Here is a 22,655-nt window from a genome sequence, read left to right as displayed (position 1 = left end):
AGTTGGGTGATGGAGGCGCGGCCGGCGGTTGACGATGCCGCGCTCGGGCGCGAGGCCATGGCCGTGCTCGAGGCGAACTGGACGGGCAGTGGCACCGTGCCCGCGCCAGGTCTCTATCCGCACCAATGGAGCTGGGACTCCGCGTTCGTCGTGATCGGCCTGGCCAGGCACCGGCCGGACCGGGCCCGCGACGAGCTGCTGAGCCTGCTGCGGGGGCAGTGGGCGACGGGGATGGTGCCGCACATCGTCTTCCACACCCGGGAGGCGTACTTCCCGGGGCCGTCCGTGTGGCGCTCGCAGGACCACGAGGCGGCGCCGCACGTGCTCACCTCGGGACTCACCGCGCCGCCGCTGCACGGGCTGGCTCTGTGGTGGCTCTACCAGCACACCGGCGACGAGGCCTTCGTCAGGAAGACGTTCCCGGCGCTGGTCGCGCAGCACCGCTACCTCGCCTCGGCCCGCGACCTCGGCGGGGCGGGGCTGGCGGCGATCGTGCATCCGTGGGAGTCGGGCATGGACGACAGCCCGGCCTGGGACCAGCCGCTGGCCGCGCTACCCATGATCAGGTACGGCTACCGCAACGTGGAGCTGGCCGAGCGCCACCCCGACAGCGACCACGACCGCTACGTCTGGCTCGCCATGCGCTACCGCGACGCCGGGTACAGCGCCGAATACCTGCGTGACGAGCACCCGTTCGCGGTCGAGGACCCGATGTTCAACGGCATCTGGCTGGCCTCCTGCCAGGCGCTGGCGGAGCTGGCGCCGCTCGCGCACGCCGACCCCGCACCGCATGTGGAGCAGGCCGAGCGCATCAGGCAGGGCCTGCTCGACCGCCTGTGGGACGGCTGCTTCTACGCCCGCGACCTGCGGACCGACCGGCTGATCAAGGTCTGCACGGTGGGCGGGTTCGGGCCGCTGCTCGACCCGGGGCTGCCGAGCGAGCACCTGCAGGCCGCGGTCGAGATGCTGGAGTCGGCCAGGTTCATGGGCGCGACGGGTTATCCGGTGCCCAGCTGCGAGATCCGCGCCGCCCAGTTCGACCGCACCCGCTACTGGCGCGGCCCCTCGTGGGTGAACACCAACTGGCTGCTGCGCCGGGCCGCGGCCGTGCACTCGCTCGACCACCTCGCCCGGCAGCTCACCAACGGCACGCTGCGGCTGGTGCGGCAGGCCGGCTTCCGTGAGTGCTTCGACCCGTTCGATGGCAGCGGGCGCGGCTGCCGGGACTTCTCCTGGAGCGCGGCGCTCACCCTCGACCTGCTCGCCGATACCGTTGTGGAATGAGCTTCTTCCGCCGCCTGCCCGCCGACGTGCGCAAAGCCCTCCGCCTGGAGCCGGGGGAGCGGGTGCTGACGTTCGCCAGGTCCGACGACGGCCACGTGGTGGCCACGAACCTCGCGCTGTTCCTGTCCGACGGCACGCGCGTGCCGTACGAGGAGGTCGACAAGGCGTCGTGGGACGAGGCCGGGCTGCGGGTCCTCACCATGGGCGGCGGCCGCCACCTGGAGCGGATCTCCGAGCCGCACATGCTGCCCGAGACCGTCCGCGAGCGCGTCAACTCCACCATCGTGGTGAACAAGCACGTCAATCTGCCCGGGAGGGGCGGCGTGCGACTGGTGGCCAGGCGCCGGCCCGGCGGCGAGGTGCTCGGCTGGACCCTCGTCTTCGACGAAGGGCTCGACCCCGAGGACCCCGGCCTGCGCGCGCAGGCCGAGCAGGCCCTGGAGGGGGTGCGGCGCAGCATGGGCGTGTGAAGTCCCACACACCGCCCATGCGCCCCACTCAATAGGGAATGCCGCTCCGGCGAGGTCGGTTCTCCATGCCTTCGCCCTTGGCGGCCTCCTCGTCCGGCCACCCCGTGCCGCCGTCGTGCTTGTGAGCGTCGCCGCTCAGGAACGGCAGCCGGTGCTGCAGGGTGTCGCCCACCCGCGACCTGGCCATTCCCGCGTATTTCGACGCCTGTGCGCCGACCACGCCCGCGATCTCCTGGACGCGCGGGTTGTCGGCGACACGCTGCGCCGTGCGCTTGATCTGCTCGTACCGTTCGCGGCCGGCCCGGCTGCCCAGCACGTAGCCGATCGCCATGCCAACAGCGAATGTCATCCGATATCGCATTTCGCACCTCCGCTGTCTCCGGGCCTACCCCACTAACGATGCGACACGCACTCCTGGAGTGCGCTAATCTATTCGTGCGCACGGCGAAGGGGCGGGAAAGCCCCGGCGATCAGCGCAAACGAGTTCGATCCCGCGTAGCTCAACGGCAGAGCAGCCGGCTGTTAACCGGCAGGTTATAGGTTCGAGTCCTATCGCGGGAGCCACTCTTCAAGGCCCTGCACAGATCCGTGCGGGGCCTTGATCGTTTTATGGGGATCAGAGCTCCTTATGGGGATCATAGGTCGCTGAAGATCCCTTCGGGTGTCTTAAGTCACACTTCAGGTGCCTGACGCCACCCTCCAGAGGTGTCCAATCACCTCGGGGAGGGAGATCCCATGTTGAAGCGGCGCCTCGCGATCGTCGGCACGGCGGCCGTGCTCGGCCTGGCCGGCCTGGCCGGACCCGCGCTGGCCGACGGCGGCCTGGTCGACGTCCACGGCGATCCGGACGGCACGGTGACCATGCGCACCGAACCCGTCTTCGTCGGCGGGAAGCTGACCTGCTGGGTCAGCGGCGGCAAGGTCGTGAAGTTCTCCAGGACCAAGGTCGCCGAGTTGGTCGAGGACAGGGTCATCGATCCGGAGCGTGCCTGGGACGTCGCCGACGACGGCGTCACGGTCGTGCCCGCCGATCGGGTGACGATCGCGGTCGCCGCCCAGGAACTGCCGCGCAAGGTCGTCGGCAAGCGCTGGCGTCACGGTCGCGTCGTCCATCTCACGTGCGTGTGGGACGAGTTCGCGGCGAAGTAGGCCCGTGTGGTGCCCCCGGACGTCGTCCGGGGGCATTTCACGCTTTGTAAGGCGACGATCACATGATTTTTCATTTGGCGGGACAAAGGCGACGGGGCGCGTAAGGATGGAAGGACCGGTCCATCGGGGGCCGGAGCCGCGGGAAGGTCGTGACGGCGGCGAGGAGAGGGCGCCGCCACCAGGACGTGCTGCCGGAACCCGGAAACCGGCGGGGCGATCCGATGACGGAGAAGTGCTGGTTGCCGCGTGCGTACCTGGATCAGGTCCCTGAGTCCCTTCGACGCGCCCGCCGTACGGTCATGGTTGGAGCGAACCACCGACCTGCGCGAGGCGGAGCGTTTCATCAAGCTCTACCACGCCGAGAACCCCTCGGCGGGCGGCATGTACGCCCGGCTGCGCGACGTCGCCAGGGACATCGCCCGCACGGGGACGTACACGCACACGTTCGAGGAGCTCGAGTTCGGCGCCCGGGTGGCCTGGCGCAACAGCAGCCGCTGCATCGGCCGCCTCTACTGGCGATCGCTGCGGGTCCGCGACCGCAGGGACGTCGCCACCCCGGAAAGGGTGGCCGTCGAATGCGTCGAGCACCTCCGCGAGGCCACGGGCAACGGCAAGATCCGGCCCACCGTCACCGTCTTCCCGCCCGACACGCCCGCCCTGCCCGGGCCGCGGATCCTGAACGACCAGCTCGTCCGCTACGCCGGTTACCGGGTCCCCGGCGGCCGCGTCGTCGGCGATCCCAAGAACGTCGAGCTCACCGACCTGGCCAAGGAGCTGGGGTGGCGGGGCGGCACCGGTGGCCGGTTCGACGTGCTGCCGCTCATCATCCAGCCGGGGCTCGGGGACCCGCTCCTCTGCACCGTGCCCGGTGACGCCGTGCTGGAGGTGCCGCTGGAGCATCCCGAGTACCCGTGGTTCGCCGAGCTGGGGCTGCGGTGGCACGCCGTGCCGGCCATCTCGGACATGTGCCTGGAGATCGGCGGCATCTGCTACCCGTGCGCGCCGTTCAACGGCTGGTACATGGGCACCGAGATCGGCGCGCGCAACCTCGCCGACACCGACCGGTACGACCAGATCCCGGTGGTCGCCGAACGGCTCGGCCTGGACACCTCCACCGAGCGCTCCCTGTGGCGCGACCACGCGCTGGTCGAGCTGAACGTGGCCGTGCTGCACTCGTTCGAGCGGGCCGGGGTGACGATGACCGACCACCACACGGAGTCGCGGCGCTTCCTCACGCATCTGGAGAAGGAGGAGAAGGCGGGGCGGGTCTGCCCGGCGGACTGGTCGTGGATCGTGCCGCCGCTGTCGGGCAGCGCCACGCCCGTCTTCCACCGCTACTACGACACCAGCGTCCTCACCCCGGCTTTCGTCCACCACCACCGTTAGCCGCGTACGTCGTTTCCACGCACCGCGCTTCGGCGGGCGTCTTTCGGAGGGGGAGTAGATGGCGGGGGGATGGAGTGGCGGGGCGGGGTCTTTCGGAGGGGAGTAGCTGCGGGGGGCCTGCGGAGGGCGGGGTCAGTCGTTCGCGTAAGGCTGTCAGTTCCCGGGGGGTCAGGCCGCCTGCGCGCAGGCGCTCCTCGGCGTCGAGGCCGTCGAGGAGGGTCAGCACGGCCTCGCGCGCGGTCGTCCCGGCCCGGGCCAGGTACGCCTGCACGCGCAGGTCGTCGTCCGGCTGGCCGAGCCGGGCGTAGAGCGGGCGCAGGCGGGCCGCCGACCGCTCGTAGTCGGCCAGGATGTCCGGCGCCCCCACCCCGGCCAGCGCGAGCAGCAGGATCGCGATGAGGCCGGTGCGGTCGCGCCCGGCCACGCAGTGTACCAGCACTCCGCCCGGCGGCGCCTGCGCGATCGCGCGCAGCGCGCGGGCACACCGGTCCGGCCGGCGCTCGACGAACGAGCGCAGGTAAAGAGGCGTGCCGCCGTGCTCGTGAGGCTCGCCCGGCTCGTGCAGCGGGACCTCGGCCACGGTCATCCCCGGCGGGCGGTGGCCGTCGCCAGCGCGGTGCTCGCCGGGCGTGCGCAGGTCGACGATCGTCCGCACGCCATGGGCCACCGCCGCCGCCCAGCCCTCCTCGGTGAGCCGGTCGGGCGTGTCGGAGCGGATCACGGCTCCCCAGCGGGTCCGCCGCCCTCCTGCCGCCGGGAGGCCGCCCAGGTCGCGGACGTTGTGGCAGCCGTCCCACGCGAGATCACGGTCCATGAGGCCACGGTACTTGCCGCAGCGGCCTAGAACATGATTCTGTTAGGGCATGGCGGAACTCGTGCTCTCATCTGTCGACCAGGGTGTGCTCACGCTGACCTTCAACCGTCCCGACACGCTCAACGCCTGGACGGACGCGATGGGGCGGCGCTACTTCGATCTGCTGGCGGAGGCCGAGCAGGATCCGGCGGTCCGGGCCGTGGTGGTCACGGGCGCGGGCAAGGGGTTCTGCTCCGGGGCCGACTTCAAGACCCTGACCGCCATCCAGACCGGCTCCTACGACGAGACCCCCGACCCCCGGCCCCACCATTTCCCGACGACCCTTGGCCTGCCCGTCATCGCGGCGGTCAACGGCGCCTGCGCCGGGCTCGGCATGGTGCACGCCCTCGTCTGCGACCTGGTCTTCACCGCCGAGGACGCCAAGTGGACCACCGCCTTCCCGCGGCGCGGGCTCATCGCCGAGTACGGCCTGTCGTGGGTGCTGCCGCGGATCATGGGGCAGCAGCGGGCCATGGATCTGCTGCTGTCGGGGCGGGTGTTCACCGGGCGGGAGGCGTACGAGCTGGGGCTGGTCAACCGGGCCGTGCCGGGCGACGGGGTGGTCGCGGAGGCGCAGGCGTACGCGCGGGAGCTGGCCGGCCACAGCTCGCCGGCGTCGATGGCGGTGATCAAGCGGCAGGTGTGGCGCGACTGGGACACGACGCTGGAGGAGTCGGCCAAGGTCGCCTTCCAGGAGATGCTCGCCTCCTTCGCCCGCCCCGACTTCGCCGAGGGCGTCGCGAGCTTCCTGGAACGCCGCCCGCCGAACTTCCCGCCCCTGTAGCCGCGGCCACCCAGCACAGCGGCCTGCCTGGACGTGGCCGGCCTGGACCACGCCGACGGCACCAGAGTGGTCCGGGCCCGCTGCCGGGGCGGTCCGAACCAGAGCCGGCACATCAACAGGGTCGCCTGGACGGAGGGACCCGGCTCCCGCGTCGCGGGGCCGGGTTCGTACGTTCCTAAGCCACGCGGTGGGCGCCGCGGGCGGGGGTCGCCGGGAGGAAGCGGGGGGCCTTGAAGCCGCGCTCGGCGTAGGCGCTGGTGACGGACTCCTGGACGGACTCCAGGCGGTCGTCGGCCACCAGGGCGATGGCCGAGCCGCCGAAGCCGCCGCCCGTCATCCGGGCGCCCCGGGCCCCGCCCCTGACGGCGGCCTCCACCGCCACGTCCAGCTCGGGCGAGGACACCTCGTACTGGTCCCTGAGCGACAGGTGGGAGGCGTTGAGCAGCGCGCCGATCTCGGTGACGGCGCCGGCCCGCAGCAGGCCGATGAGGGCCTCCACGCGGTGGTTCTCCGTGACGATGTGCATGGTGCGCTTGCGCTCGTCGCCCTGCAACCGCTCCAGGGCCGCGGCCAGGTCCGTCACGTCGCGCAGGGCCGGGACGCCGAGCTTGCGGGCCGCGGACTCGCACTCGGCGCGGCGCTTGGCGTACTCGCCGTTTGCGTGCTCGTGGTGGACCTGCGTGTCGATGATGAGGATGCTCAGCCCGTGGGAGGCCAGGTCGAGCGGGATCTTGCGGGAGGCAAGGGAGCGGCAGTCGAGGAAGAGGGCGTGCCCCTCCTCGCACAGGGCAGAGGCGGCCTGGTCGAGGATGCCGGAGGGCACGCCGACGAAGCCATTCTCCGCCTTCTGGCCGAGGAGCGCGATCTCCATGGGCGTCATGCCCAGGTCGTGCAGGTCGTTGAGTGCGGAGGCGACGGAGACCTCGATGGCGGCGCTGGAGCTGAGGCCGGCGCCCGGCGGGATGTCGCCGTCGATGGCGATGTCGGCGCCCGGCACGCGGTCGCCGAGCGCGTTGAGGACGCCCACGACGTAGCGGGTCCAGCCCGTGGACTCCTCGTGGGCGGTGATGGTGACGGGCTCGCCGGAGGACTGGAGCGACAGGAGCCGGATGGTCTTGTCCTCGCGCGGGGTGACGGCGGCCGTGACGCCCCACGGCACCGCGAACGGCAGGACGAAGCCGTCGTTGTAGTCCGTGTGCTCGCCGATCAGGTTGACCCGGCCCGGCGCGTGCCAGACGGTCTGCGGGGCCGCGCCGTAGGCGGCACGGAAAGCTTCAGCAACGCGCATAATCGCACACTCCTCAACAAAGACCCGACCGTAGACTAGCGCCATGGAAGAGCTCCTGGATCCAGGGCTCGGCCAGGTCCGGGTGTTCCTGATGCACGACGACAACAAGCCGCGCAAACTCAAGTACAACCTGGGCCCTGACAACGTGGGGCGCCGGCTGCTGACCTTCGGCGGCGCCTACTCCAACCACATCAGGGCCGTGGCCGAGGCCGGGCGCCGGCACGGGATCGAGACGATCGGCGTCATCCGGGGCGAGGAGCACCTGCCGCTGAACCCGTCCCTCGCCTACGCCGAGGCCTGCGGGATGACGCTCACCTACCTCGACCGGACCTCCTACCGGCTCAAGCACACCGAGGAGGTGCAGGCGCGGCTGCGGGCGCGATGGGGCGAGGACGTGGCGATCCTGCCCGAGGGCGGCAGCAACGCGGCGGCCGTGCGGGGGTGCGCCGAGCTGCCGGGGGAGATCGGGGTGCCGTACGACGTCGTCTGCTGCCCGGTCGGGACCGGCGGGACGCTGGCCGGGATCTCGGCGGGGCTCCCGGAGGGGAAGCGGGCGCTCGGGTTCGCGGTGCTCAAGGGGGCGGGATTCCTCTCCGGCGAGGTGGCCAGGCTGCAGCGGGAGGCGTACGGGCGGACGTGGCCGAACTGGGAGGTCAACCTGGACTATCACTTCGGCGGGTACGCCCGGACGACACCGGCCTTGGACAGATTTATCGCGAAATATCAGGTCGAGGGCATCTATGTCGCCAAAATGCTCTACGGCATCCTGGACCTGGCCGGGAAGGGCGCCTTCGCCCCTGGCACCCGCATCGTCGCCGTCGTCACCGGTCAGCCCTCGACTCCCGTGGACGAGTGAGCCGCGCCGACCGGCTTGGACTCGGGCGAGCCGCGCTGGCGCAGATAGATCGACAGCACCACCATCGACAGCACGGCCAGCAGCTCTGACTGCCAGTTCTGCAGACTGCGGTCCCAGAATTCCGGCGAGGTGACGTACGCCCCCCACGAGACCGGATCCCGCAGGTCACTGAGCCGCTCGGAGTTGTACGCCGCCTGACCGGCCACCGACTGCGCCAGCCACGACAGCAGGAAGATGATCCCCATCGTCAGCCCGAGCGAGTTGCTGTACAGCCACAGCCTCAGCCCTTTGACCCTGGCCCACTTGGGGGAGTGCTCGTCGGCGTGCTCGCCGATCTGCTGATCCTTGTCGGACTCGGCCCCGATCTTGTGCGGCTCCTTGGACTCGGGCGACCCCTTCTGCACGAGCCAGACGGTGAACATGATGAACAGGAAGAACTGCAGGTATTCGGACTGCCAGTTCTCGGTCACGTCCACCGCGAACGTCGAGGAGGACACGTACTGCAGGAGCGAGATCGGATCGGCGCCCTCGGCCCTCTGCACGTCGTTGAACTGCAAGTAGCCGGCCACCGCCTGCCCGCCCACCGCCAGCAGGAACATGATCATGAAGGCCAGCGCGAGCGAGTTCTCCTTGAGCCACTTCACAGTCTCGACCACCCCACCGCGAAGAACCACACCAACCCGACCACGATCAGGAGCAAGGTCAGCGTGAACATCACGCGCATCAGTCCTCCACCTCGCAGTCGTACGGGAGGTCGCGCTCCGGCTTGCAGCCCGCGGCCTTGATCCGCCATCCGTCGCTGAAGCGGTGGAGGAACAGCGTGTCACCGGCCAGGCGCACCTGCGCCTCGTCGCCCCACACGCTCACCGAGACGACCTTGCCGCCCGGGCCGAGCTTGAGCTCCCGCAGCGCCTCGGCGCACGACTGGCCGGGGTCGGGGAGCCTGGCGGCGGTCTTCCTGGCGAGCATCCCGCAGGCGGCCTCGTCCTGCTGCGCGGCCACGGCGGCGTGGAAGCGCTCCGCGGCCCGTGCGGGGGCCGCCGGATCCGCGGCGCAGCCCGCGAGGGCGGCCAGCGCCGTCAGGATGACCAGGGTCCTCATGGGACACCTGCTACCCAACCGTTAATCAAACATGTCAAGCCCCGAGCTGGTCGAGCACGGGGGACACCAGGGCGTTCAGCTCGCGCGCCAGCACCACCACCGCCCGGTGGGCGCGCTGCTCGACCTCGTCGTGCGGGCCCTCCGGCTCCGGCGGCAGGTCGTCGAGCGGCACCGGCGCCTCCACCAGCAGCGACGCCCGCAGGAACGGGATCCTGGCGAGGTCCTGCTGGGACGGCTCGACGTACTGGCCGAAGGTCTCCTGCCAGCCCAGCCAGCCGCGGTCGCGCCACCAGGCCCGCGATCGGGTCAGCTCCTCGGGCAGCGGCGAGACGAGCCTGATCCGCGCGTACAGGGTGCCGTCCCAGGTGTTGCGGTGGCAGGTCGCCTCCAGCACGCGCCGGTCCCACCGTACGTAGCCGGGGGTGAGGGAGGGCGGCGTGGCCAGCCGCCACGCGGCGCACGCGAACCTGACGGGGGCGATGTCGCCCCACTCGAACTCCTCCAGGTTCTTGCGCACGTGCACGGCGTAGCGCCCGTCACGGTCCCTGTCGAACTCCTGGTCGATCCAGAACGCCTTGGCCATGGGATCTAAGCTACGGCGCTCCTGGGGCGGGTGGGTGAAGATCTCCGAATGCCCTGTGACGCGGGCCACCACATGTGTAGCTTTTTCACATTGTTGGGTGACTATGGGGTGAAGAATGGCGTCAGAACAGCTCGACGCGGCCATGAGCTGCTGGAAAGAGGGAGAACTCGACCGGGCCGCCGCGCTGTTCAGGGAGATCGCGGCCACGGGCGACCCGGAGGCGTCCCACCTGCTGGCCGGTCTGCTGCAGGAACAGGGTGATCTGGACGGCGCCGAGGCGGCGCACCGGTCGGTGATCCAGTCGGGTGACCCGGTGTTCGGGCAGCGCTCGGCCATGGCCATGGGAATGATGCTGGTCCAGGCCAAGGAGTGGCCGGCGGCGCACCGGGTGCTGACGATCGCCTCCGACGGCGCGGACTTCGAGGTGGCCGCGCTCGCCGACACGGCGCTGGTGCTGGTGTGCACGCAGCTGGGCGACGCGCAGGGGGCGGAGGAGGCGCTGGAGCGGGCCCGCAGGTGCGACAGCCCCTCCGTGGCCGAGCTGGCCGCGCGGCTCGAGCTGCCGGAGTTCCACCAGGACCCCGCCTCCGCCCGCGACCTGTACCTGGCGGCCGAGGACGAGGACGACTTCCGCGAGTTGCTGACCTGCGGGGATCCCGACGTGGTGTCGCGTTCGGCGTTCCGGCTCTACCAGCGGTACGCCGAGGAGGAGGACTTCGAGTCGGCCCGTGAGATGTGCGAGCACGCCATCGCCGTCGGCCACCCCGACCACCTGGCGATGGCGCACAAGCTGCTCGGCGCGGTGCTGGTGGACCTGGGCGAGTACGCCGAGTCCGCGGCCGCCTACCGCGTGGCCGCCGAGGACCCCCGCCCGGAGATCCGGTTGCCGTCGCTGATCGAGCTGGCCAAGGTCACCGCCCAGCTCGGCGACGACGACGAGACGAAGGCCATCTTCCACCGGGTGATCGCCAGCGGGCAGCGCGAGTACGTCGTGCAGGCCCAGGCGTGCCTGGCCCAGATGCACACCGAGGCGGGCGAGACCGCCGAGGCGCTGGCCGCGCTGCGGGCGGTGCTGGAGGCGGGCGAGAGCGAGTGGGCCTCGGTCTGCGTCACGCTGCTCGGCCTGCTGCTGGACCAGCGGCCGGAGGCGTACGACGAGGTCATCGAGCTGGTGCGGCTGGCCGCCGGGCACGACGACCCCGACGCGGCGTTCAAGGCCAGGCTGCTGCTCGACCACGACGACCGGCGGCAGCCGCTCGCCGACCCGGTGGAGGAGCAGGCGCTCCAGGACGTCGACGCGGCGCTGGACCGCGTACGGGCGGGAGACCTGGCCGAGGCCAGGCGGCTGCTGCGGCGGGCCGCCGACTCCGGCGCGGCCACGCAGGCGATCCGCGCCATGGTGGCGCTGGCCGAGCTGGAGCTGGGCGAGGGCGACCGGGAGCAGGCCGACGAGCTGCTGGCGTACGTGGCCGAGGGCGACGACGTCGTCCAGGGCTTCGCCGCCACCTTCCTGCTGCACCTGCTGCGGATCTCCGGCGCCGACCTGCACCCCGTGCTGCGCGCGGTGGTCGAGCACCAGCGGCTCGGCCGGGAGGAGGGGCTGGCCCGCTACCACGAGACCGCGAACCACCCCGACCCCGCCGTGGCCGCCGTCGGCACCGCGGTCTTCGCCCAGGTGATGGCGTCCTTCGGGTACACGCTGTCGGAGACCTCCAGGCTGCTGCACGACGCCGCCGGGTCGGGGGAGCCGCTCGCCCTGTCGTACGCGGCCGCGCTGTCGAAGGAGCTCCTGCCGGACCGGGACGAGGCCGTGGCCCTGCTGCGCCGGGCCCGCGCGGAGGGTCATCCGGTGCTGGCTCCCTGGGTCGGTTACCTGCTGGGCGGGCTGCTGGAGGACGACGAGCCCGCGGAGGCGCGGTCGGCCTACGCGACGGCGCTGGACAGCGCGCACCAAGGGCTGCGGAACGAGGCGGCCGGCTCGCTGGCCGCGCTGTACGAGGAGCAGGGGGACCTGCCGGCGGCCTGCCGGCTGCACGAGCGGCGCATCGCGCGGGAGAGCGGGGAGGAGGCCGCGCGCAGCGCCTGGCTCCTGGGGCTGACCCGGGTCAGGCTCGACGACCTCGCCGCCGCGCGGTCCGCCTTCGAGGCGGCCACCGGCGGGCCCACGGCGATGGGACGCTTCGCCAGGGCCCTGCTGGACCGGGACTTCGACGGCGCGGCGGCGGCGCTCACGGACGTGCCCGGGGACGGCAACGCGCTGCTCACCAGCATGCTCGCCATGGAGACCGCCCACGCCTGGCAGAGGCGCGGCGAGACGGCCGCCGCCGACGCGGCGCTCTCGCTCGTGGCCGACGCCGGGCACCCGGGTTTCCGTCAGGAGGCTGCCTGCTACCTCGGCGCGCTGCGTAATGAGGCCGGGGACAAGGAGGGGGCGATCGACGCCTGGGCGCGGGCCGCGGAGGGCGAGAACGAGCGGCTGGCGGCGGTGGCGCTGGGCCACCTGGGCTACGTGCGCCAGGAGCTCGGGCGGCTCGCCGAGGCCGCCGACGCCTACCGGCGGGTGCTCGCCGCAGGGGAGCCCGACGGGGACGAGCCGCGCAGGACGGATGCCACGGTGCGGCTGGCCGAGGCGCTGGTGGCGAGCGGCGAGGTGGAGGAGGCCCGCGCGCTGCTGTCGGAGGCGTTCGGCGCGGAGGCCCGGCTGTTCCTGGCCGGGATGCTCCGCGACCACGGCGATCTGCCCGCCGCCCTGTCCACCCTGACCGACGCCGGCTCCCGCCTGCCCGCCGCTGTGTGGGCGGCGCTGGGCGGGCTCGGGCAGGGCGCTCAGACAGGGCAAGGCACGCGGTCCGGCACGGTGCCCGGAATCGGCGGGCGCGCGGAACCCGGCGAGCACAGCGCTGCCGGCGTCGCGCTGCCCGGCGAGCCGGCCGATCTGGAGCGCGAGCCGGGCAGTGCCGAGGCGGCGCTGATCGGCCGGTCGGGTGCTGTCGGCGTGACGCCGCTCGACGAGCCGCGCCAGGCCGGAGAGCGGCTGGAGGGCTCGATGGGCGGGGCGGAGGGCGAGGTCGCCGCCGCCGAAGCGACGCTGCTCGACGTGCCGGGCGGTGCCGCTGCGCGGCCGGAGGGTGTGGCGTGGCGCGTTGACGGGATGAGTGCGGCCGAGGCGCGGCTGCTCGGTGAGCTGCTCGTCGCCACCGGAGACGTGGCAAGGGCGAAGGCGGCGTTCGAGCGGGCCGTCGCAGCCGGGCCAGAGTCGGCGGGCAGCACGCTCGTGACCGCCGCCCGGCTGATCGGGGAGGCGGGTGACGAGGAGTACGCCCGCGCCGCCTACGAGCGGGCCGCCGCACAGGACGACGACAGGTGGGCGGCGGCCGTGGCGCGGGTCCGGTTGGGGACGGGCTCGGCCGAGGAACGGGGATGGGTGCTGGCCGCCGACGGCGACCGGGCGGGTGCCGTGGCGGCGCTGGCCGAGGTCGTCGGCTCGGCGGCGCTGGCCGAGCTGGTGCTCGCGCTCGACCGCGGCGACGTGACCGAGTCCCGCCGCCTGCTCGCCACCCTCACCGGCGACGACCGGCGTGACGGCCTGATCCAGACCCTCCGCACGGCCGGGGGACTGGACGACGAGACGGCCGCGAGGCGGCTCCTCCGGCTGGTGATCGAGCTGGGCGACCCGGAGCTCGCCGCGGAGGCGTACCTGTCGCTGGGCACGAGCTGGGCGGATGACGGCGAGCCCGGCCGCGCCGAGCTGTGCTTCCTGCCCGCCACCGAGCACCCGGCCACGGCGCACGCCGCCTGGCACAACCTCGCGATCGTCCGGGAGCGCCGAGGCGACCTCGACGGCGCCGTGGATGCTCTGCGCGCCGGGATGCCCCGCACAGCCGTCGCGCTCGCCGAGGCGCTGGACGGGCGCGGCGACACGGCAGGCGTACGGCAGGCGCTGGCCGACGGCGCGGCGGACGGCGACCTGGAGTGCCTGCGGCTGCTGGTCGGCCACCTCGTCCGCGAGCAGGAGCACGAGGCCGCGGCCGAGGCGGCGGAGCGGGCGGTGGCCTCCGGCGACCCGCAGACCGTGGTCATGGGCTACTGGGGATGGGGCGACGCGCGCCAGGGGGTGGGCGACCTGGCGGGCGCCGCGGAGATGTACCGCAAGGGCATCGACAGCGGCTACCAGCCGCTCGTGGCCGGCCTGCGGACGAACCTGGCCAAGGTCCTGCACGGCATGGACGATCCGGCGGGCGCGTACGAGCAGGCGGCCGCGGCCGCCGCGGCCGGAGACCCCGAGGCCGCCGCCATCGGCCACCTCATGATCGGCTGCTGGCGTCACGACGAGGGCGACGTGCTCGGGGCCGCCGAGGCGTTCGCCGCCGCGGTGGCCACCGGCGCCGAGCCCGCCACCGAGGCGCTGGGCAACCTGCGGGCCCTGGCCTGCCAGGAGTTCGAACGCGGCGCGCACGACGTGGCCGTACGGGTGCTGGACCTGATGGGGGAGCCGGGCGCCGAGGTGGCCCGGGAGCTCGCCGTGGAGTGCGCGGACCCGGCGGCCGTGCGGGTGTACTTCCGGCGCGCCGGGGACGGGCCGTTCACCGAGCTCGGCGTCGCCGACCGGCTGGCCGCGCTGGGCGAGCGCGCGGAGGCGCGGGCGATCTTGGAGCGTCTTACCGAGCACGACGACCCCGAGGTCCGCTTCGTCGCCGGCGGCAGGCTGCTGGAGCTGCTCGACGGCGAGGGCGACGACGACGCGTTCTACGACATCGCGCGGCGGCAGGCGGCCGACGCCGACAGCCCGGTCAGGGGAGTGTTCGGCAGCCTGCTCGGCATGCTGCAGGACAACCGGGGCGACACGACGGAATCCCTGCGCACGCTGCGCGAGGCGGCCGCCGGCGGCGAGCCCATCGCGCTGTCCACGCTCGCGCAGACGCTGGTCGGCGCGGGTCAGGTGGACGAGGGGCGGGAGACGTACCTGAAAGTGCTCGACGCGGGCGACGCCGGGCTCGCGGCGCGGGCGATGGTCGCGCTCGGCCAGACCTACCACGACGAGGACGAGGAGCGGGCCCGCGAGTGGTACGTGCGTGCCGTCGAGGCGGCCGAGGGGCACACCGGCGCGCTGGCCGCGATGTACCTGGGCGCGCTGGCCAAGCGCAACCGCGACTTCCCGGAGGCGCTCACCTGGTACCAGCGTGTCATCGACGCGGGCGACTCGGAGTCCGGGATGGCCGCGGCGCACCTGGGCGAGCTGTGCTACTGGCTCGGCGACCGCGACGGCGCGCTGCGCTACTACGAGCTGACCCTCGGCCTGACCGAGCAGGCCGACCTGGTGGCCGAGGCCGCCTGCAGGCTCGGCGAGATCCGGTACGAGCGCGGCGACCTCGCCGTCGCGCGCCGGCTCCTGCGGACGGCGGCGGGCACCGGCGACCCGTCCTTCGCCCCGCAGGCCGAGATCCTCCTGGCCAAACTCAGCTGATATCTCGAAATAGAGATATCGTGGATGGTATGGAGGAGGAGCTGCCGCAGCTCCCGGGCTTCAGGGAGATGGCTGCCAGGCGGCGGGAGATGATCGCCGAGCTGAGCGCGAGGCGCAGGGCCTCCGGGCTCTCGCAGACCGACGTGGCCGCCCGCATGGGCACCTCACAGTCGGCCGTGGCCAGGCTGGAGGCGGGCGACGCGGACGTGCGCGCCTCCACGCTCGAGCGTTACGCGGCCGCGATCGGCTCCCGCATCACCTGGCGTCTGGACAGCTGATCCGGAGGCGGGCGGCGGCTCGGCCCGGACCCGGTGGCCGAGCGGCCGTTCGAGCAGCGGATCGTGCTCGCGCACGGACAGCTCACCGAGGAGCGGGCCACGGTGTGGTGCGCCGGCGTGCTCACCCTGGGCGCCGTCGGCAGAGAGCTGATCAAGCTCCACCTCGGCATCCTGGACGGCGAGCCGGGCGCCGCGCTCACCATGCTCGACACGCTCGACTCGCTCACGGTCGAGGTCGACGCGCTGGTGACCGGCCGGCTCGGCGGTCCCGCGCTGGTGCTGCCGGCCGGGCTCACCGGGCGGGAGGCGGACGAGTTGCGTGACGACGCCCGCAGGGGGCGCCAGCTGTCGGCGGAGGAGGCGGTCGCGTACGGGCTCGTCGGGTCCGTGGGGTGAACTTGCTGTTAATTAAATGACCAGATAGTCTCATCTAGTCAAACAAATGGGGTGAGACGGATGGTCAGGGTTGGACGGCCGCCACAGGATCCGGCGCGCCAGCTGGAGCGGGCGCACCGGATCCTCGACGCCGCCGCGGAGCTGATCGTGCGATGGGGCTACGACAAGACCACGATCGAGGACGTGGCCAAGCGGGCGGGCGTCGCCAAGGGCACGATCTACCTGCACTGGAAGACCCGCGACGACCTCTTCGCCGCGCTGCTGCGGCGCGAGCGCGTTCATCTGGTGGAGGAGATGCGGGCGAGCGCGCCGGCCACGGTGAGCGAGCTGTTCGGGGGCTACGTCGGCGGGCTGCTGCGCCGGCCGCTGCTCAGGGCGGTTCTCATGGGCGACTCCGAGGTGCTCGGCAAGCTCACACGCATGAAGCGGCGCAGCACGACCGGACTGGAGATGGGCGCGGCCTTCGACGCCTACATCCACCGGTTGATCGCGCACGGCGCGGTGCGGAAGGAGCCAGGGGACCACACGATGGTGGTCGGCGCCATCGTGTACGGGTTCGTGGCGCTGCCGGACCAGTTGCCGGAGCAGGTGCGGCTGTCCGACGAGCGGATCTCGGAGCTGGTGACCGACACCATCGAGCGGGCCATGAGCACGGGCCGGGCGCTGCCGGACGAGGACGCGCAGGCCGTGGCGCAGGCCACCCTGGACTTTCTGGACGCCATGCTGGAGATCGCGCGGCAGAAGCTCGCGGTCTCCCTGGGCTCTGAGGAGCGTGCGACATGAAGGCTGTGCTCCCGCTGGACGACGCCGCGGCCGACCTGGCCACCGTGGGCGGCAAGGGCGCCTCCCTGGCCCGGCTGACCCGGGCCGGGCTGCCCGTGCCCGGCGGCTTCCACGTCACGACCGAGGCCTACCTCGCCTTCGTGGCGGCCTTCCACGACGAGATCGACCCGGGCGATCCCGAGCGCACCGCGGCGCTGTTCGCCCGCCACGACATGCCCGAGGACCTCGCCGAGGAGATCCTGCGGGCGTACCGGGCGCTCGGCGACGACGTGGCGGTGGCGGTGCGCTCGTCGGCCACCGCCGAGGACCTGCCGGAGATGTCGTTCGCCGGCCAGCAGGACACCTACCTCAACATCCGTGCCGACGCCCTCCTGGACGCGGTCAAGCGCTGCTGGGCCTCGCTGTGGAACGCGCGCGCCGTCGCCTACCGCGACCAGAACGGCGTCCCCCACGACGACGTGGCGCTGGCCGTGGTGGTCCAGGAGCTGGTGGACGCGGACGCGGCCGGCATCCTGTTCACCGCCGACCCGGTCACCGGCGCCCGGGACGCCACGGTGATCAACGCCTCCTGGGGGCTGGGGGAGGCGGTCGTCGGCGGCCAGGTCACCCCGGACACGATCACGGTATCCGGCGCCGGGGTCAGGGTCGAGGTCGGCGACAAGACGGTCATGACCGTGCGCACCCCGACCGGCACCGAAGAGAGGCCGGTTCCCGGGGAGCTGCGCCGCCGGCCCGTGCTGGACGAGGCGGAGGCCGCGGAACTGGCCGCGCTCGGCGCTCGGGTGCAGGAGCTCTACGGGACGCCGATGGACGTGGAGTGGGTCCGGCGCGACGGCGCGTTCGCCATCGTCCAGGCCCGCCCGATCACCGGCCTGACGCAGCCGGTGGAGGAGTGGAACGACAGCCTCAAGGGCGACTACCTGTGGACCGCGGGCAACCTGGGCGAGGCGATCCCCGACGTGATGACGCCGGTGACGTGGTCGTTCGTGCGCCTGTTCATCCACGAGGCGATGTCCGCCTCCTCACTGCCGGGCTTCGACATGGTCGGCAACATCGGCGGCCGCTTCTACATGAACCTCAGCGTCGTGTACACCGTGGCCGAGGCGCTCGGCATGAAGAGCAGGCTCGGCGCGGTCGAGAACGTCTTCGGCAAGATCCCGCCCGGGCTGGACGTGCCGAAGCTCGAGATCTCTCGCTGGGGGATCATCAAGCGGGTCGTGCCCATGGCGATCCGCATCCAGCGCCGGGTCAGAGCGAATCTGAAGGCCATGCCCGCGTTCCTCGCCACCTCGCGGCAACGCTGCGAGGAGCTGCGCGCCGCGATCGCCGCCACCGGCTCCGGACCCGAGCTGGCGCGGCTCTGGGCGGACGAGATCAAACCGCATGTGGTCACCTCGTGCCGCATGCTGGAGGCGGCGGGGCGCCAGGGCGGCTCCACGCTCGTCTACACCCGCGACAAGCTGCGCAAGCTGATGGGCGACATCGACGCCGAGGCCATGCTCACCGGCGTCAACGCGGGCGGCGAGCTGGCCAGCATGGGTCTGCTCATGGGCTTGTCGAGGCTGGCGCGCGGGGAGATCGCCAGGGACGAGTTCGCCCGTGCCCACGGACATCGCGGCCCCCACGAGTTCGAGGTGTCCATCCCGCGCCCCGGCGAGGACCCCGCCTGGATCGACGCCCAGCTCGCCGGCCTGCGCGATCTGCGGGCCGACACCGAGGCGCTGCTCGCCCGGCAGGAGAAGGCCAGGGAGGCGGCCTGGGCGCGCTTCGCCCAGCGCTACCCGGGCAAGGAGGCCAGGATGCGGGAGCGGGTGCGGCGCTGGGGCGCGGTCGTCCGCGACCGCGAGAGCGCGCGCTCGGAGAACATGCGCGCGTTCTGGGTGCTGCGGGCGTTCGCCGTGCGCGCGGGTGAGCTGACCGGGTGCGGCGACGACGTGTTCCACCTCTATCTGGAGGAGCTCCTGGAGCTGCTGAACGGGAATCGGGCGGCGCTGGAGCGGGTGCCGGTGCGGCGGGCCACCTACGAGCGGTACGCCGCGCTGCCGCCGTACCCGATGCTGATCGTCGGCCGGTTCGACCCTGTGCGCTGGGCCGCCGACCCGAACCGGCGGGCCGACCTCTACGACGCGCGCGGCGGCGCCGCGCCGGTGAGCGACACCGTGACCGGCTTCCCCGGCGCGCCCGGCGTCGTGGAGGGCGTCGCCCGGGTGATCTCCGGCCCCGAGGAGGGCGACCGGCTCGGGCCGGGCGAGATCCTGGTCACGACGCTGACCAACGTGGGCTGGACGCCGATGTTCCCGCGGGCCGCCGCCGTGGTGACCGACCTGGGCGCGCCGCTGTCGCACGCCTCCATCGTGGCCCGCGAGCTGGGCATCCCGGCCGTGGTCGGCACCGGCAACGCGACCATGCGGCTGCGTGACGGCGACCGGATCCGGGTGGACGGCGAGCGCGGCACGGTCGAGTTGCTGACGTGAAAAGACTCCGCCAAGTCCGTCGCCTCCGCCCCCTGGCATGTGATCACTTGGGTGACCATGATCGAACAGTGGATTCTCGAGGACGAACGCGAGCTCGAGGCGCGATGCGCCCGCTTCAGGGCGGCCAGGCTGGCACTGGAGCGCGGCGACGACCCGAGGGACAAGGAGGTTGAGCCGGACGCCGCGGCGTAGCGGACTCGAACTGCCGGGACCCCTGGTGGCCGAGGTGGAGCGGCGGCTGGGGGCCGCGGTGATGAGCTTCGAGGAGCGGCGGGGCGGTTTCCGTGCCGGCGCTGGGGGGAGCGAGGGCCGCGATGCCGGCGCGGGCGCGGGTGAGGGTCGCCGTTTCCCGTCCGGCGCCGACGTGAGTGAGGGTCGCCGTTTCCCGTCCGGCGTGCGAGGTGTGGCCGCCCTCGCCGACGGCGGCCGGGTGTTCGTCAAGGCCGAGCCCGCCGACGCCCCCTTCGCCGCCGACCACCGCTTCCAGGCCGTCGTCGCCGCGGCGCTGCCGGCCGGGGTGCCGGCGCCGCGGCTGCTGTTCTCGTGCGAACGGGACGGCTGGGTGCTGCTCTGCTCGGAGGTGGCGCCCGGCCGGCTGCCGCACGAGCCCTGGCGCCCCGGCGAGCTGGCGGCGGCGCTGGAGCTGCTCGCGATCTGCGCCCGCGAGCTGACCCCGGCGCCGCTCACCGGCCTCCCCACGGTCGCCGGGCGAATGGCGGGCCGCTGCGAGCTCTGGCACGACCTGGCCACCGGAGCCGCCTCTCTGCCCATCGGCGCGTGGGAACGCGATCATTTGCCCCCGCTGGCAGCCGTCGAGCGGCAATGGGCGGATCTGGTCACGGGCGACACGTTGCTGCATTTCGACCCGAGGTTCGACAACATCGTCATCGACGCGCACGGTACGGCCCGCCTGGTGGACTGGGGGCGGGCCTGCGTCGGTCCCGCCTGGGCGGACCTGGTCTGCCTGCTGCTGGAGTCCGACCTGGGCGCCGCCGATCCGGAGGAGGTCTTCACGGCGCATCCGCTCGGCGGGCAGGCGCCGCCCGAGCGCGTGGACGCGCTGCTGGTGGCGCTCGCCGGCTACTGGCTCGGACGGCCGCGGTGCCCGCGCACGCGCCGGGCCTGCGGGAACGCCGGGAGCGCTCCCGCCGCGCCACGATCGGCTGGCTCCGGACCCGCTGGACGTAACCAAGGGTGTGTATAAAGACCCTCATATCCCGATTCAGGGATGGCGCCCTACTCCATGGATGAGGCTCACGCATGCGCGAAATCAGCACCGGCATCGACATCAAGGCATCTCCGGAGGAGGTGTGGGCGGTCCTCGTCGACTTCGCCGGGTACGTGAAGTGGAACCCGTTCATCAGAGAGGGCTCCGGCGAGGCGGTCGTGGGCAGCCGGCTCGTGCTCCGCATGTTCCCGGAGAACGGCAGGCCGATGACCTTCAAGCCCAAGGTGCTGGCCGCCGAGCCGGGCAAGGTACTCAGGTGGGTCGGCAATTTCATCGTGCCCGGGCTGTTCGACGGCACGCACGAGTTCACCCTCACGGCCACGCCGGACGGCGGCACGCACCTGGTGCAGAGCGAGAGCTTCAAGGGGCTGCTCGTGCCCTTCCTCGGCAAGATGATCGAGGGCACACGGCGGAACTTCGTCAACCTCAACGAGGCGCTGAAGAAGCGCGTCGAGGGCTGACGGCGATCAGCTCGTGGCCGCCCGGGCTGAGCGAGTTGACCAACCGGCGGTCACCGCCCGGCAGGGCGGCCAGGCGGAGCAGCAGGTCGCGCACGAAGATCCGCCCCCTGCTCGACGGAGCCACCCACTGGATGGTCTGGCGGCCGAACCGCTGGACCTCCACGACGGCCGGCGCCATCCGAGCGTGATAGCGCGCCGCCGCGGCAGGCACGTCCCCGCCCGCGGCGGCCAGCTCGTCGGCGAGGACCCAGGCGCCCGCCATCGCCATCGACGCCCCGTGCCCGGCGAACAGCGACACCGCCTGGCAGGCGTCGCCGACGAGCACGACCCTGCCCGCGTGCCAGCGGTCCATCTCGACCTGGGTCACCTGGTCGTAGTAGAGCTCGGGCGGGTCAGGGCAGCGCGACAGCACGTCGGGCAGGATCCAGCCGAGGTGGCCGTAGTGGCGGCGCAGCGCCGCGGCAGGGTCCGCAGGGAGTGCCGGGTCCGGCTCGCGGCGCAGGAACAGCAGGGCGATCCTGCCGCCGCGCAGCGCATACGCGCCGGCCATGAGGCCGGGCTCGGTGAGCATCCGGTATCGGGTGCCGAGCCGGGCGCTGAGCTCCGCGTCGTCCACGACGTACGCCGCCACCTGGTGCCCGAGATAACGCGGCGCCACGTCGCCGAACACCAGCTCGCGCACCCGCGAACGCGTCCCGTCCGCGCCCGCCAGCAGGTCCACGCGGCGTGAGGTGCCGTCGGTGAGCCGCAAGGACACCCCTTCCGCGTCCTGCTCGACGGACTCGACGGTGGCGCCGTACGTGATGGGCGCCCGCACCTCGTCGGCGACGGCCCGCGCCAGGTCGCCGCGCGGCAGGCTGACCACCCGCTCCAGGCCGGACGTCAGCTTCAGCCGGCTGGTCCGCCGCCCGGAGCGGTCGACGTAGCTGAGCTCGTCGACCTGATAGCGGGCCGCTTCGAGCCGGGCCGACAGCCCCATCTGCTCGGCGACATCGAATCCGGGCCCATAGAAGTCGATCATGTATCCGCCGTCGCGGAACGCCGGCGCGCGCTCGACCAGCTCCACCTCCCAGCCGGCGCTCTCCAGGTGCCAGGCCAGCGTGAGACCGGCGATGCCGGCGCCGCAGACGAGAGCCTTCACGGTTGCGTCCTTTCGCTCGTCGTGCCTTCAGTCGTCGTGCCTTCGCGGGTCGTACCGAACATCGCCCGCAGCGGCCCCGCCAGCGCGGCCGGGTCGAGATCGGGGTCCAACGCACGGTGCAGCATGACCCCGTCCAGGGCCGCCGCCAGCGCCGCGGCCGCGACCGCCGCGTCGCCCTGGTAGCCGCGCTCGGCCAGCCACGACGCGACGCACGACCGGAACCCGGCGATCTGCTCACCCAGCCGCTCGCGCAGCTCGGGCAGCCGCGTCGAGGCCAGGAACATCTCCATCACCAGGAGCGAGGCGGGATCCGCCCCGCTGTAGCGGCTCAGCTCGCCCAGCAGCCAGTCCACCCCCTCGCCGACGGTGGGCCGCGCCGTGAGCTCCTTGGCCAGCTGGTCGAGGAGCGCGCCGCTGAACCCGGTCCCGGCCGCGACGAGCAGGTCCGTCACCGACGCGAAGTGGTAGTGCACCACGCCGGGCGCCACCCCGGCCCGCTCGGCGACCAGCCGGGTGGTGACGCCGCCCCAGCCGAGCTCGGGCACGAGCGCGACGGCCGCGTCGAGCAGCCGCTGCCGGGTCTCCTGGCCGCGGGACGCGGAGGTGGTCGCCATGATCTCTCTCCTGTTTGGACGATCGACTTGGTCAAGTGTCCAAATACTACATGATGGCAGCC

22 protein-coding genes and 1 tRNA gene are annotated in these 22,655 nt (G+C 72.7%); 15 read left to right on the top strand and 8 right to left on the bottom strand.

Annotated elements, in window-relative coordinates; translation table 11 throughout:
* Positions 1 to 9: 9 nt before the first annotated feature.
* Together ID574_RS18610 and ID574_RS18605 are read left to right on the top strand one after the other, a co-directional pair.
* A complete protein-coding gene (locus tag ID574_RS18610) occupies positions 10 to 1,284 on the top strand; it encodes an amylo-alpha-1,6-glucosidase (protein WP_188190134.1) in 1,275 nt (424 codons plus the stop codon).
* Complete coding sequence (locus ID574_RS18605) at positions 1,281 to 1,754, top strand: hypothetical protein (RefSeq protein ID WP_188190133.1); 474 nt, start codon at positions 1,281 to 1,283, stop codon at positions 1,752 to 1,754. Before ID574_RS18610 ends, ID574_RS18605 begins: the two co-directional genes overlap by 4 nt.
* Positions 1,755 to 1,782: 28 nt before the next feature.
* Here the strand turns inward: ID574_RS18605 and ID574_RS18600 are convergent, their stop codons facing one another.
* Positions 1,783 to 2,115, bottom strand: coding sequence for a YtxH domain-containing protein (locus ID574_RS18600; protein ID WP_188190132.1), 333 nt, complete (start codon positions 2,113 to 2,115; stop codon positions 1,783 to 1,785).
* A gap of 128 nt (positions 2,116 to 2,243) precedes the next feature.
* Between ID574_RS18600 and ID574_RS18595 the strand changes: the two genes are divergently transcribed.
* From ID574_RS18595 to ID574_RS18585, 3 genes are all read left to right on the top strand, one after another.
* Positions 2,244 to 2,318: transfer RNA gene (locus ID574_RS18595), tRNA-Asn, on the top strand.
* Between the two features lie 171 nt (positions 2,319 to 2,489).
* Positions 2,490 to 2,903 carry a hypothetical protein gene (locus ID574_RS18590; protein ID WP_188190131.1) on the top strand — a complete coding sequence of 138 codons (414 nt, stop codon included), beginning with the start codon at positions 2,490 to 2,492 and terminating at the stop codon, positions 2,901 to 2,903.
* 303 nt (positions 2,904 to 3,206) lie between these two features.
* Positions 3,207 to 4,289 (top strand): nitric oxide synthase oxygenase, encoded by a 1,083-nt coding sequence (locus tag ID574_RS18585; RefSeq protein ID WP_223166828.1) that lies wholly within the window; start codon positions 3,207 to 3,209, stop codon positions 4,287 to 4,289.
* Here the strand turns inward: ID574_RS18585 and ID574_RS18580 are convergent.
* Positions 4,258 to 5,103, bottom strand: coding sequence for a tyrosine-protein phosphatase (locus tag ID574_RS18580; protein WP_188190129.1), 846 nt, complete (start codon positions 5,101 to 5,103; stop codon positions 4,258 to 4,260). The genes ID574_RS18585 and ID574_RS18580 overlap by 32 nt on opposite strands.
* A gap of 61 nt (positions 5,104 to 5,164) precedes the next feature.
* Here ID574_RS18580 and ID574_RS18575 point away from each other — a divergent pair, with 61 nt between their 5' ends.
* The gene (locus ID574_RS18575) at positions 5,165 to 5,926 is read left to right on the top strand and encodes an enoyl-CoA hydratase-related protein (RefSeq protein WP_223166827.1); all 762 of its coding nucleotides are present in this window, start codon (positions 5,165 to 5,167) and stop codon (positions 5,924 to 5,926) included.
* Between the two features lie 175 nt (positions 5,927 to 6,101).
* On the opposite strand, the gene galK is transcribed toward ID574_RS18575, so the two are convergent.
* The gene (gene galK / locus ID574_RS18570; RefSeq protein ID WP_188190127.1) at positions 6,102 to 7,214 is read right to left on the bottom strand and encodes a galactokinase; all 1,113 of its coding nucleotides are present in this window, start codon (positions 7,212 to 7,214) and stop codon (positions 6,102 to 6,104) included.
* A gap of 43 nt (positions 7,215 to 7,257) precedes the next feature.
* Here galK and ID574_RS18565 point away from each other — a divergent pair, with 43 nt between their 5' ends.
* A complete protein-coding gene (locus ID574_RS18565; RefSeq protein WP_188190126.1) occupies positions 7,258 to 8,070 on the top strand; it encodes a 1-aminocyclopropane-1-carboxylate deaminase/D-cysteine desulfhydrase in 813 nt (270 codons plus the stop codon).
* On the opposite strand, the gene ID574_RS18560 is transcribed toward ID574_RS18565, so the two are convergent.
* From ID574_RS18560 to ID574_RS18550, 3 genes are all read right to left on the bottom strand, one after another.
* Complete coding sequence (locus ID574_RS18560) at positions 8,043 to 8,714, bottom strand: DUF6766 family protein (RefSeq protein ID WP_223166826.1); 672 nt, start codon at positions 8,712 to 8,714, stop codon at positions 8,043 to 8,045. The genes ID574_RS18565 and ID574_RS18560 overlap by 28 nt on opposite strands.
* Positions 8,715 to 8,793: 79 nt before the next feature.
* Positions 8,794 to 9,171 carry a hypothetical protein gene (locus ID574_RS18555; protein WP_188190125.1) on the bottom strand — a complete coding sequence of 126 codons (378 nt, stop codon included), beginning with the start codon at positions 9,169 to 9,171 and terminating at the stop codon, positions 8,794 to 8,796.
* Between the two features lie 34 nt (positions 9,172 to 9,205).
* Positions 9,206 to 9,754, bottom strand: coding sequence for a hypothetical protein (locus ID574_RS18550; protein WP_188190124.1), 549 nt, complete (start codon positions 9,752 to 9,754; stop codon positions 9,206 to 9,208).
* A gap of 115 nt (positions 9,755 to 9,869) precedes the next feature.
* Between ID574_RS18550 and ID574_RS18545 the strand changes: the two genes are divergently transcribed.
* The 8 genes from ID574_RS18545 to ID574_RS18510 are packed head-to-tail and all read left to right on the top strand — an operon-like array spanning position 9,870 to position 20,838.
* On the top strand, positions 9,870 to 15,218 hold the full coding sequence (locus ID574_RS18545; protein WP_188190123.1) for a tetratricopeptide repeat protein: 5,349 nt from the start codon (positions 9,870 to 9,872) through the stop codon (positions 15,216 to 15,218).
* 29 nt (positions 15,219 to 15,247) lie between these two features.
* A complete protein-coding gene (locus ID574_RS18540) occupies positions 15,248 to 15,496 on the top strand; it encodes a helix-turn-helix domain-containing protein (RefSeq protein WP_188190122.1) in 249 nt (82 codons plus the stop codon).
* Positions 15,497 to 15,529: 33 nt separating this feature from the next.
* A complete protein-coding gene (locus ID574_RS18535; RefSeq protein ID WP_188190121.1) occupies positions 15,530 to 15,892 on the top strand; it encodes a Clp protease/crotonase-like domain-containing protein in 363 nt (120 codons plus the stop codon).
* A 60-nt stretch (positions 15,893 to 15,952) separates the two neighbouring features.
* Positions 15,953 to 16,675 (top strand): TetR/AcrR family transcriptional regulator, encoded by a 723-nt coding sequence (locus tag ID574_RS18530; RefSeq protein WP_188190120.1) that lies wholly within the window; start codon positions 15,953 to 15,955, stop codon positions 16,673 to 16,675.
* On the top strand, positions 16,672 to 19,149 hold the full coding sequence (locus ID574_RS18525) for a PEP/pyruvate-binding domain-containing protein (protein WP_188190119.1): 2,478 nt from the start codon (positions 16,672 to 16,674) through the stop codon (positions 19,147 to 19,149). The genes ID574_RS18530 and ID574_RS18525 overlap by 4 nt, the downstream gene beginning before the upstream one ends.
* A gap of 51 nt (positions 19,150 to 19,200) precedes the next feature.
* Positions 19,201 to 19,341: a hypothetical protein gene (locus tag ID574_RS18520; protein WP_188190118.1), complete on the top strand. Its 141-nt coding sequence runs from the start codon at positions 19,201 to 19,203 to the stop codon at positions 19,339 to 19,341.
* The gene (locus ID574_RS18515) at positions 19,319 to 20,353 is read left to right on the top strand and encodes a phosphotransferase family protein (protein WP_188190117.1); all 1,035 of its coding nucleotides are present in this window, start codon (positions 19,319 to 19,321) and stop codon (positions 20,351 to 20,353) included. Before ID574_RS18520 ends, ID574_RS18515 begins: the two co-directional genes overlap by 23 nt.
* A 56-nt stretch (positions 20,354 to 20,409) precedes the next feature.
* Positions 20,410 to 20,838, top strand: coding sequence for an SRPBCC domain-containing protein (locus ID574_RS18510; RefSeq protein WP_188190116.1), 429 nt, complete (start codon positions 20,410 to 20,412; stop codon positions 20,836 to 20,838).
* On the opposite strand, the gene ID574_RS18505 is transcribed toward ID574_RS18510, so the two are convergent.
* Positions 20,804 to 21,979 (bottom strand): FAD-dependent monooxygenase, encoded by a 1,176-nt coding sequence (locus ID574_RS18505; protein ID WP_188190115.1) that lies wholly within the window; start codon positions 21,977 to 21,979, stop codon positions 20,804 to 20,806. The two genes, ID574_RS18510 and ID574_RS18505, sit on opposite strands and share 35 nt — an antisense overlap.
* Positions 21,976 to 22,593 (bottom strand): TetR/AcrR family transcriptional regulator, encoded by a 618-nt coding sequence (locus ID574_RS18500; RefSeq protein ID WP_188190114.1) that lies wholly within the window; start codon positions 22,591 to 22,593, stop codon positions 21,976 to 21,978. Before ID574_RS18500 ends, ID574_RS18505 begins: the two co-directional genes overlap by 4 nt.
* Positions 22,594 to 22,655: the final 62 nt, after the last annotated feature.

Source organism: Nonomuraea sp. SYSU D8015 (genome assembly GCF_008065375.1).
In the GTDB taxonomy this organism is placed as follows: Bacteria; Actinomycetota; Actinomycetes; order Streptosporangiales; family Streptosporangiaceae; genus Nonomuraea.
This window is presented reverse-complemented; position numbering and strand designations above follow the sequence as displayed.

Excerpts from the sequence above, each read along its gene's own strand:
- ID574_RS18610 (WP_188190134.1), top strand. The coding sequence starts at position 10 with ATGGAGGCGCGGCCGGCGGTTGACGATGCCGCGCTCGGGCGCGAGGCC.
- ID574_RS18605 (WP_188190133.1), top strand. The coding sequence starts at position 1,281 with ATGAGCTTCTTCCGCCGCCTGCCCGCCGACGTGCGCAAAGCCCTCCGC.
- ID574_RS18600 (WP_188190132.1), bottom strand. The coding sequence starts at position 2,115 with ATGCGATATCGGATGACATTCGCTGTTGGCATGGCGATCGGCTACGTG.
- ID574_RS18590 (WP_188190131.1), top strand. The coding sequence starts at position 2,490 with ATGTTGAAGCGGCGCCTCGCGATCGTCGGCACGGCGGCCGTGCTCGGC.
- ID574_RS18580 (WP_188190129.1), bottom strand. The coding sequence starts at position 5,103 with ATGGACCGTGATCTCGCGTGGGACGGCTGCCACAACGTCCGCGACCTG.
- galK (WP_188190127.1), bottom strand. The coding sequence starts at position 7,214 with ATGCGCGTTGCTGAAGCTTTCCGTGCCGCCTACGGCGCGGCCCCGCAG.
- ID574_RS18565 (WP_188190126.1), top strand. The coding sequence starts at position 7,258 with ATGGAAGAGCTCCTGGATCCAGGGCTCGGCCAGGTCCGGGTGTTCCTG.
- ID574_RS18555 (WP_188190125.1), bottom strand. The coding sequence starts at position 9,171 with ATGAGGACCCTGGTCATCCTGACGGCGCTGGCCGCCCTCGCGGGCTGC.
- ID574_RS18550 (WP_188190124.1), bottom strand. The coding sequence starts at position 9,754 with ATGGCCAAGGCGTTCTGGATCGACCAGGAGTTCGACAGGGACCGTGAC.
- ID574_RS18545 (WP_188190123.1), top strand. The coding sequence starts at position 9,870 with ATGGCGTCAGAACAGCTCGACGCGGCCATGAGCTGCTGGAAAGAGGGA.
- ID574_RS18540 (WP_188190122.1), top strand. The coding sequence starts at position 15,248 with ATGGAGGAGGAGCTGCCGCAGCTCCCGGGCTTCAGGGAGATGGCTGCC.
- ID574_RS18530 (WP_188190120.1), top strand. The coding sequence starts at position 15,953 with ATGGTCAGGGTTGGACGGCCGCCACAGGATCCGGCGCGCCAGCTGGAG.
- ID574_RS18525 (WP_188190119.1), top strand. The coding sequence starts at position 16,672 with ATGAAGGCTGTGCTCCCGCTGGACGACGCCGCGGCCGACCTGGCCACC.
- ID574_RS18510 (WP_188190116.1), top strand. The coding sequence starts at position 20,410 with ATGCGCGAAATCAGCACCGGCATCGACATCAAGGCATCTCCGGAGGAG.
- ID574_RS18500 (WP_188190114.1), bottom strand. The coding sequence starts at position 22,593 with ATGGCGACCACCTCCGCGTCCCGCGGCCAGGAGACCCGGCAGCGGCTG.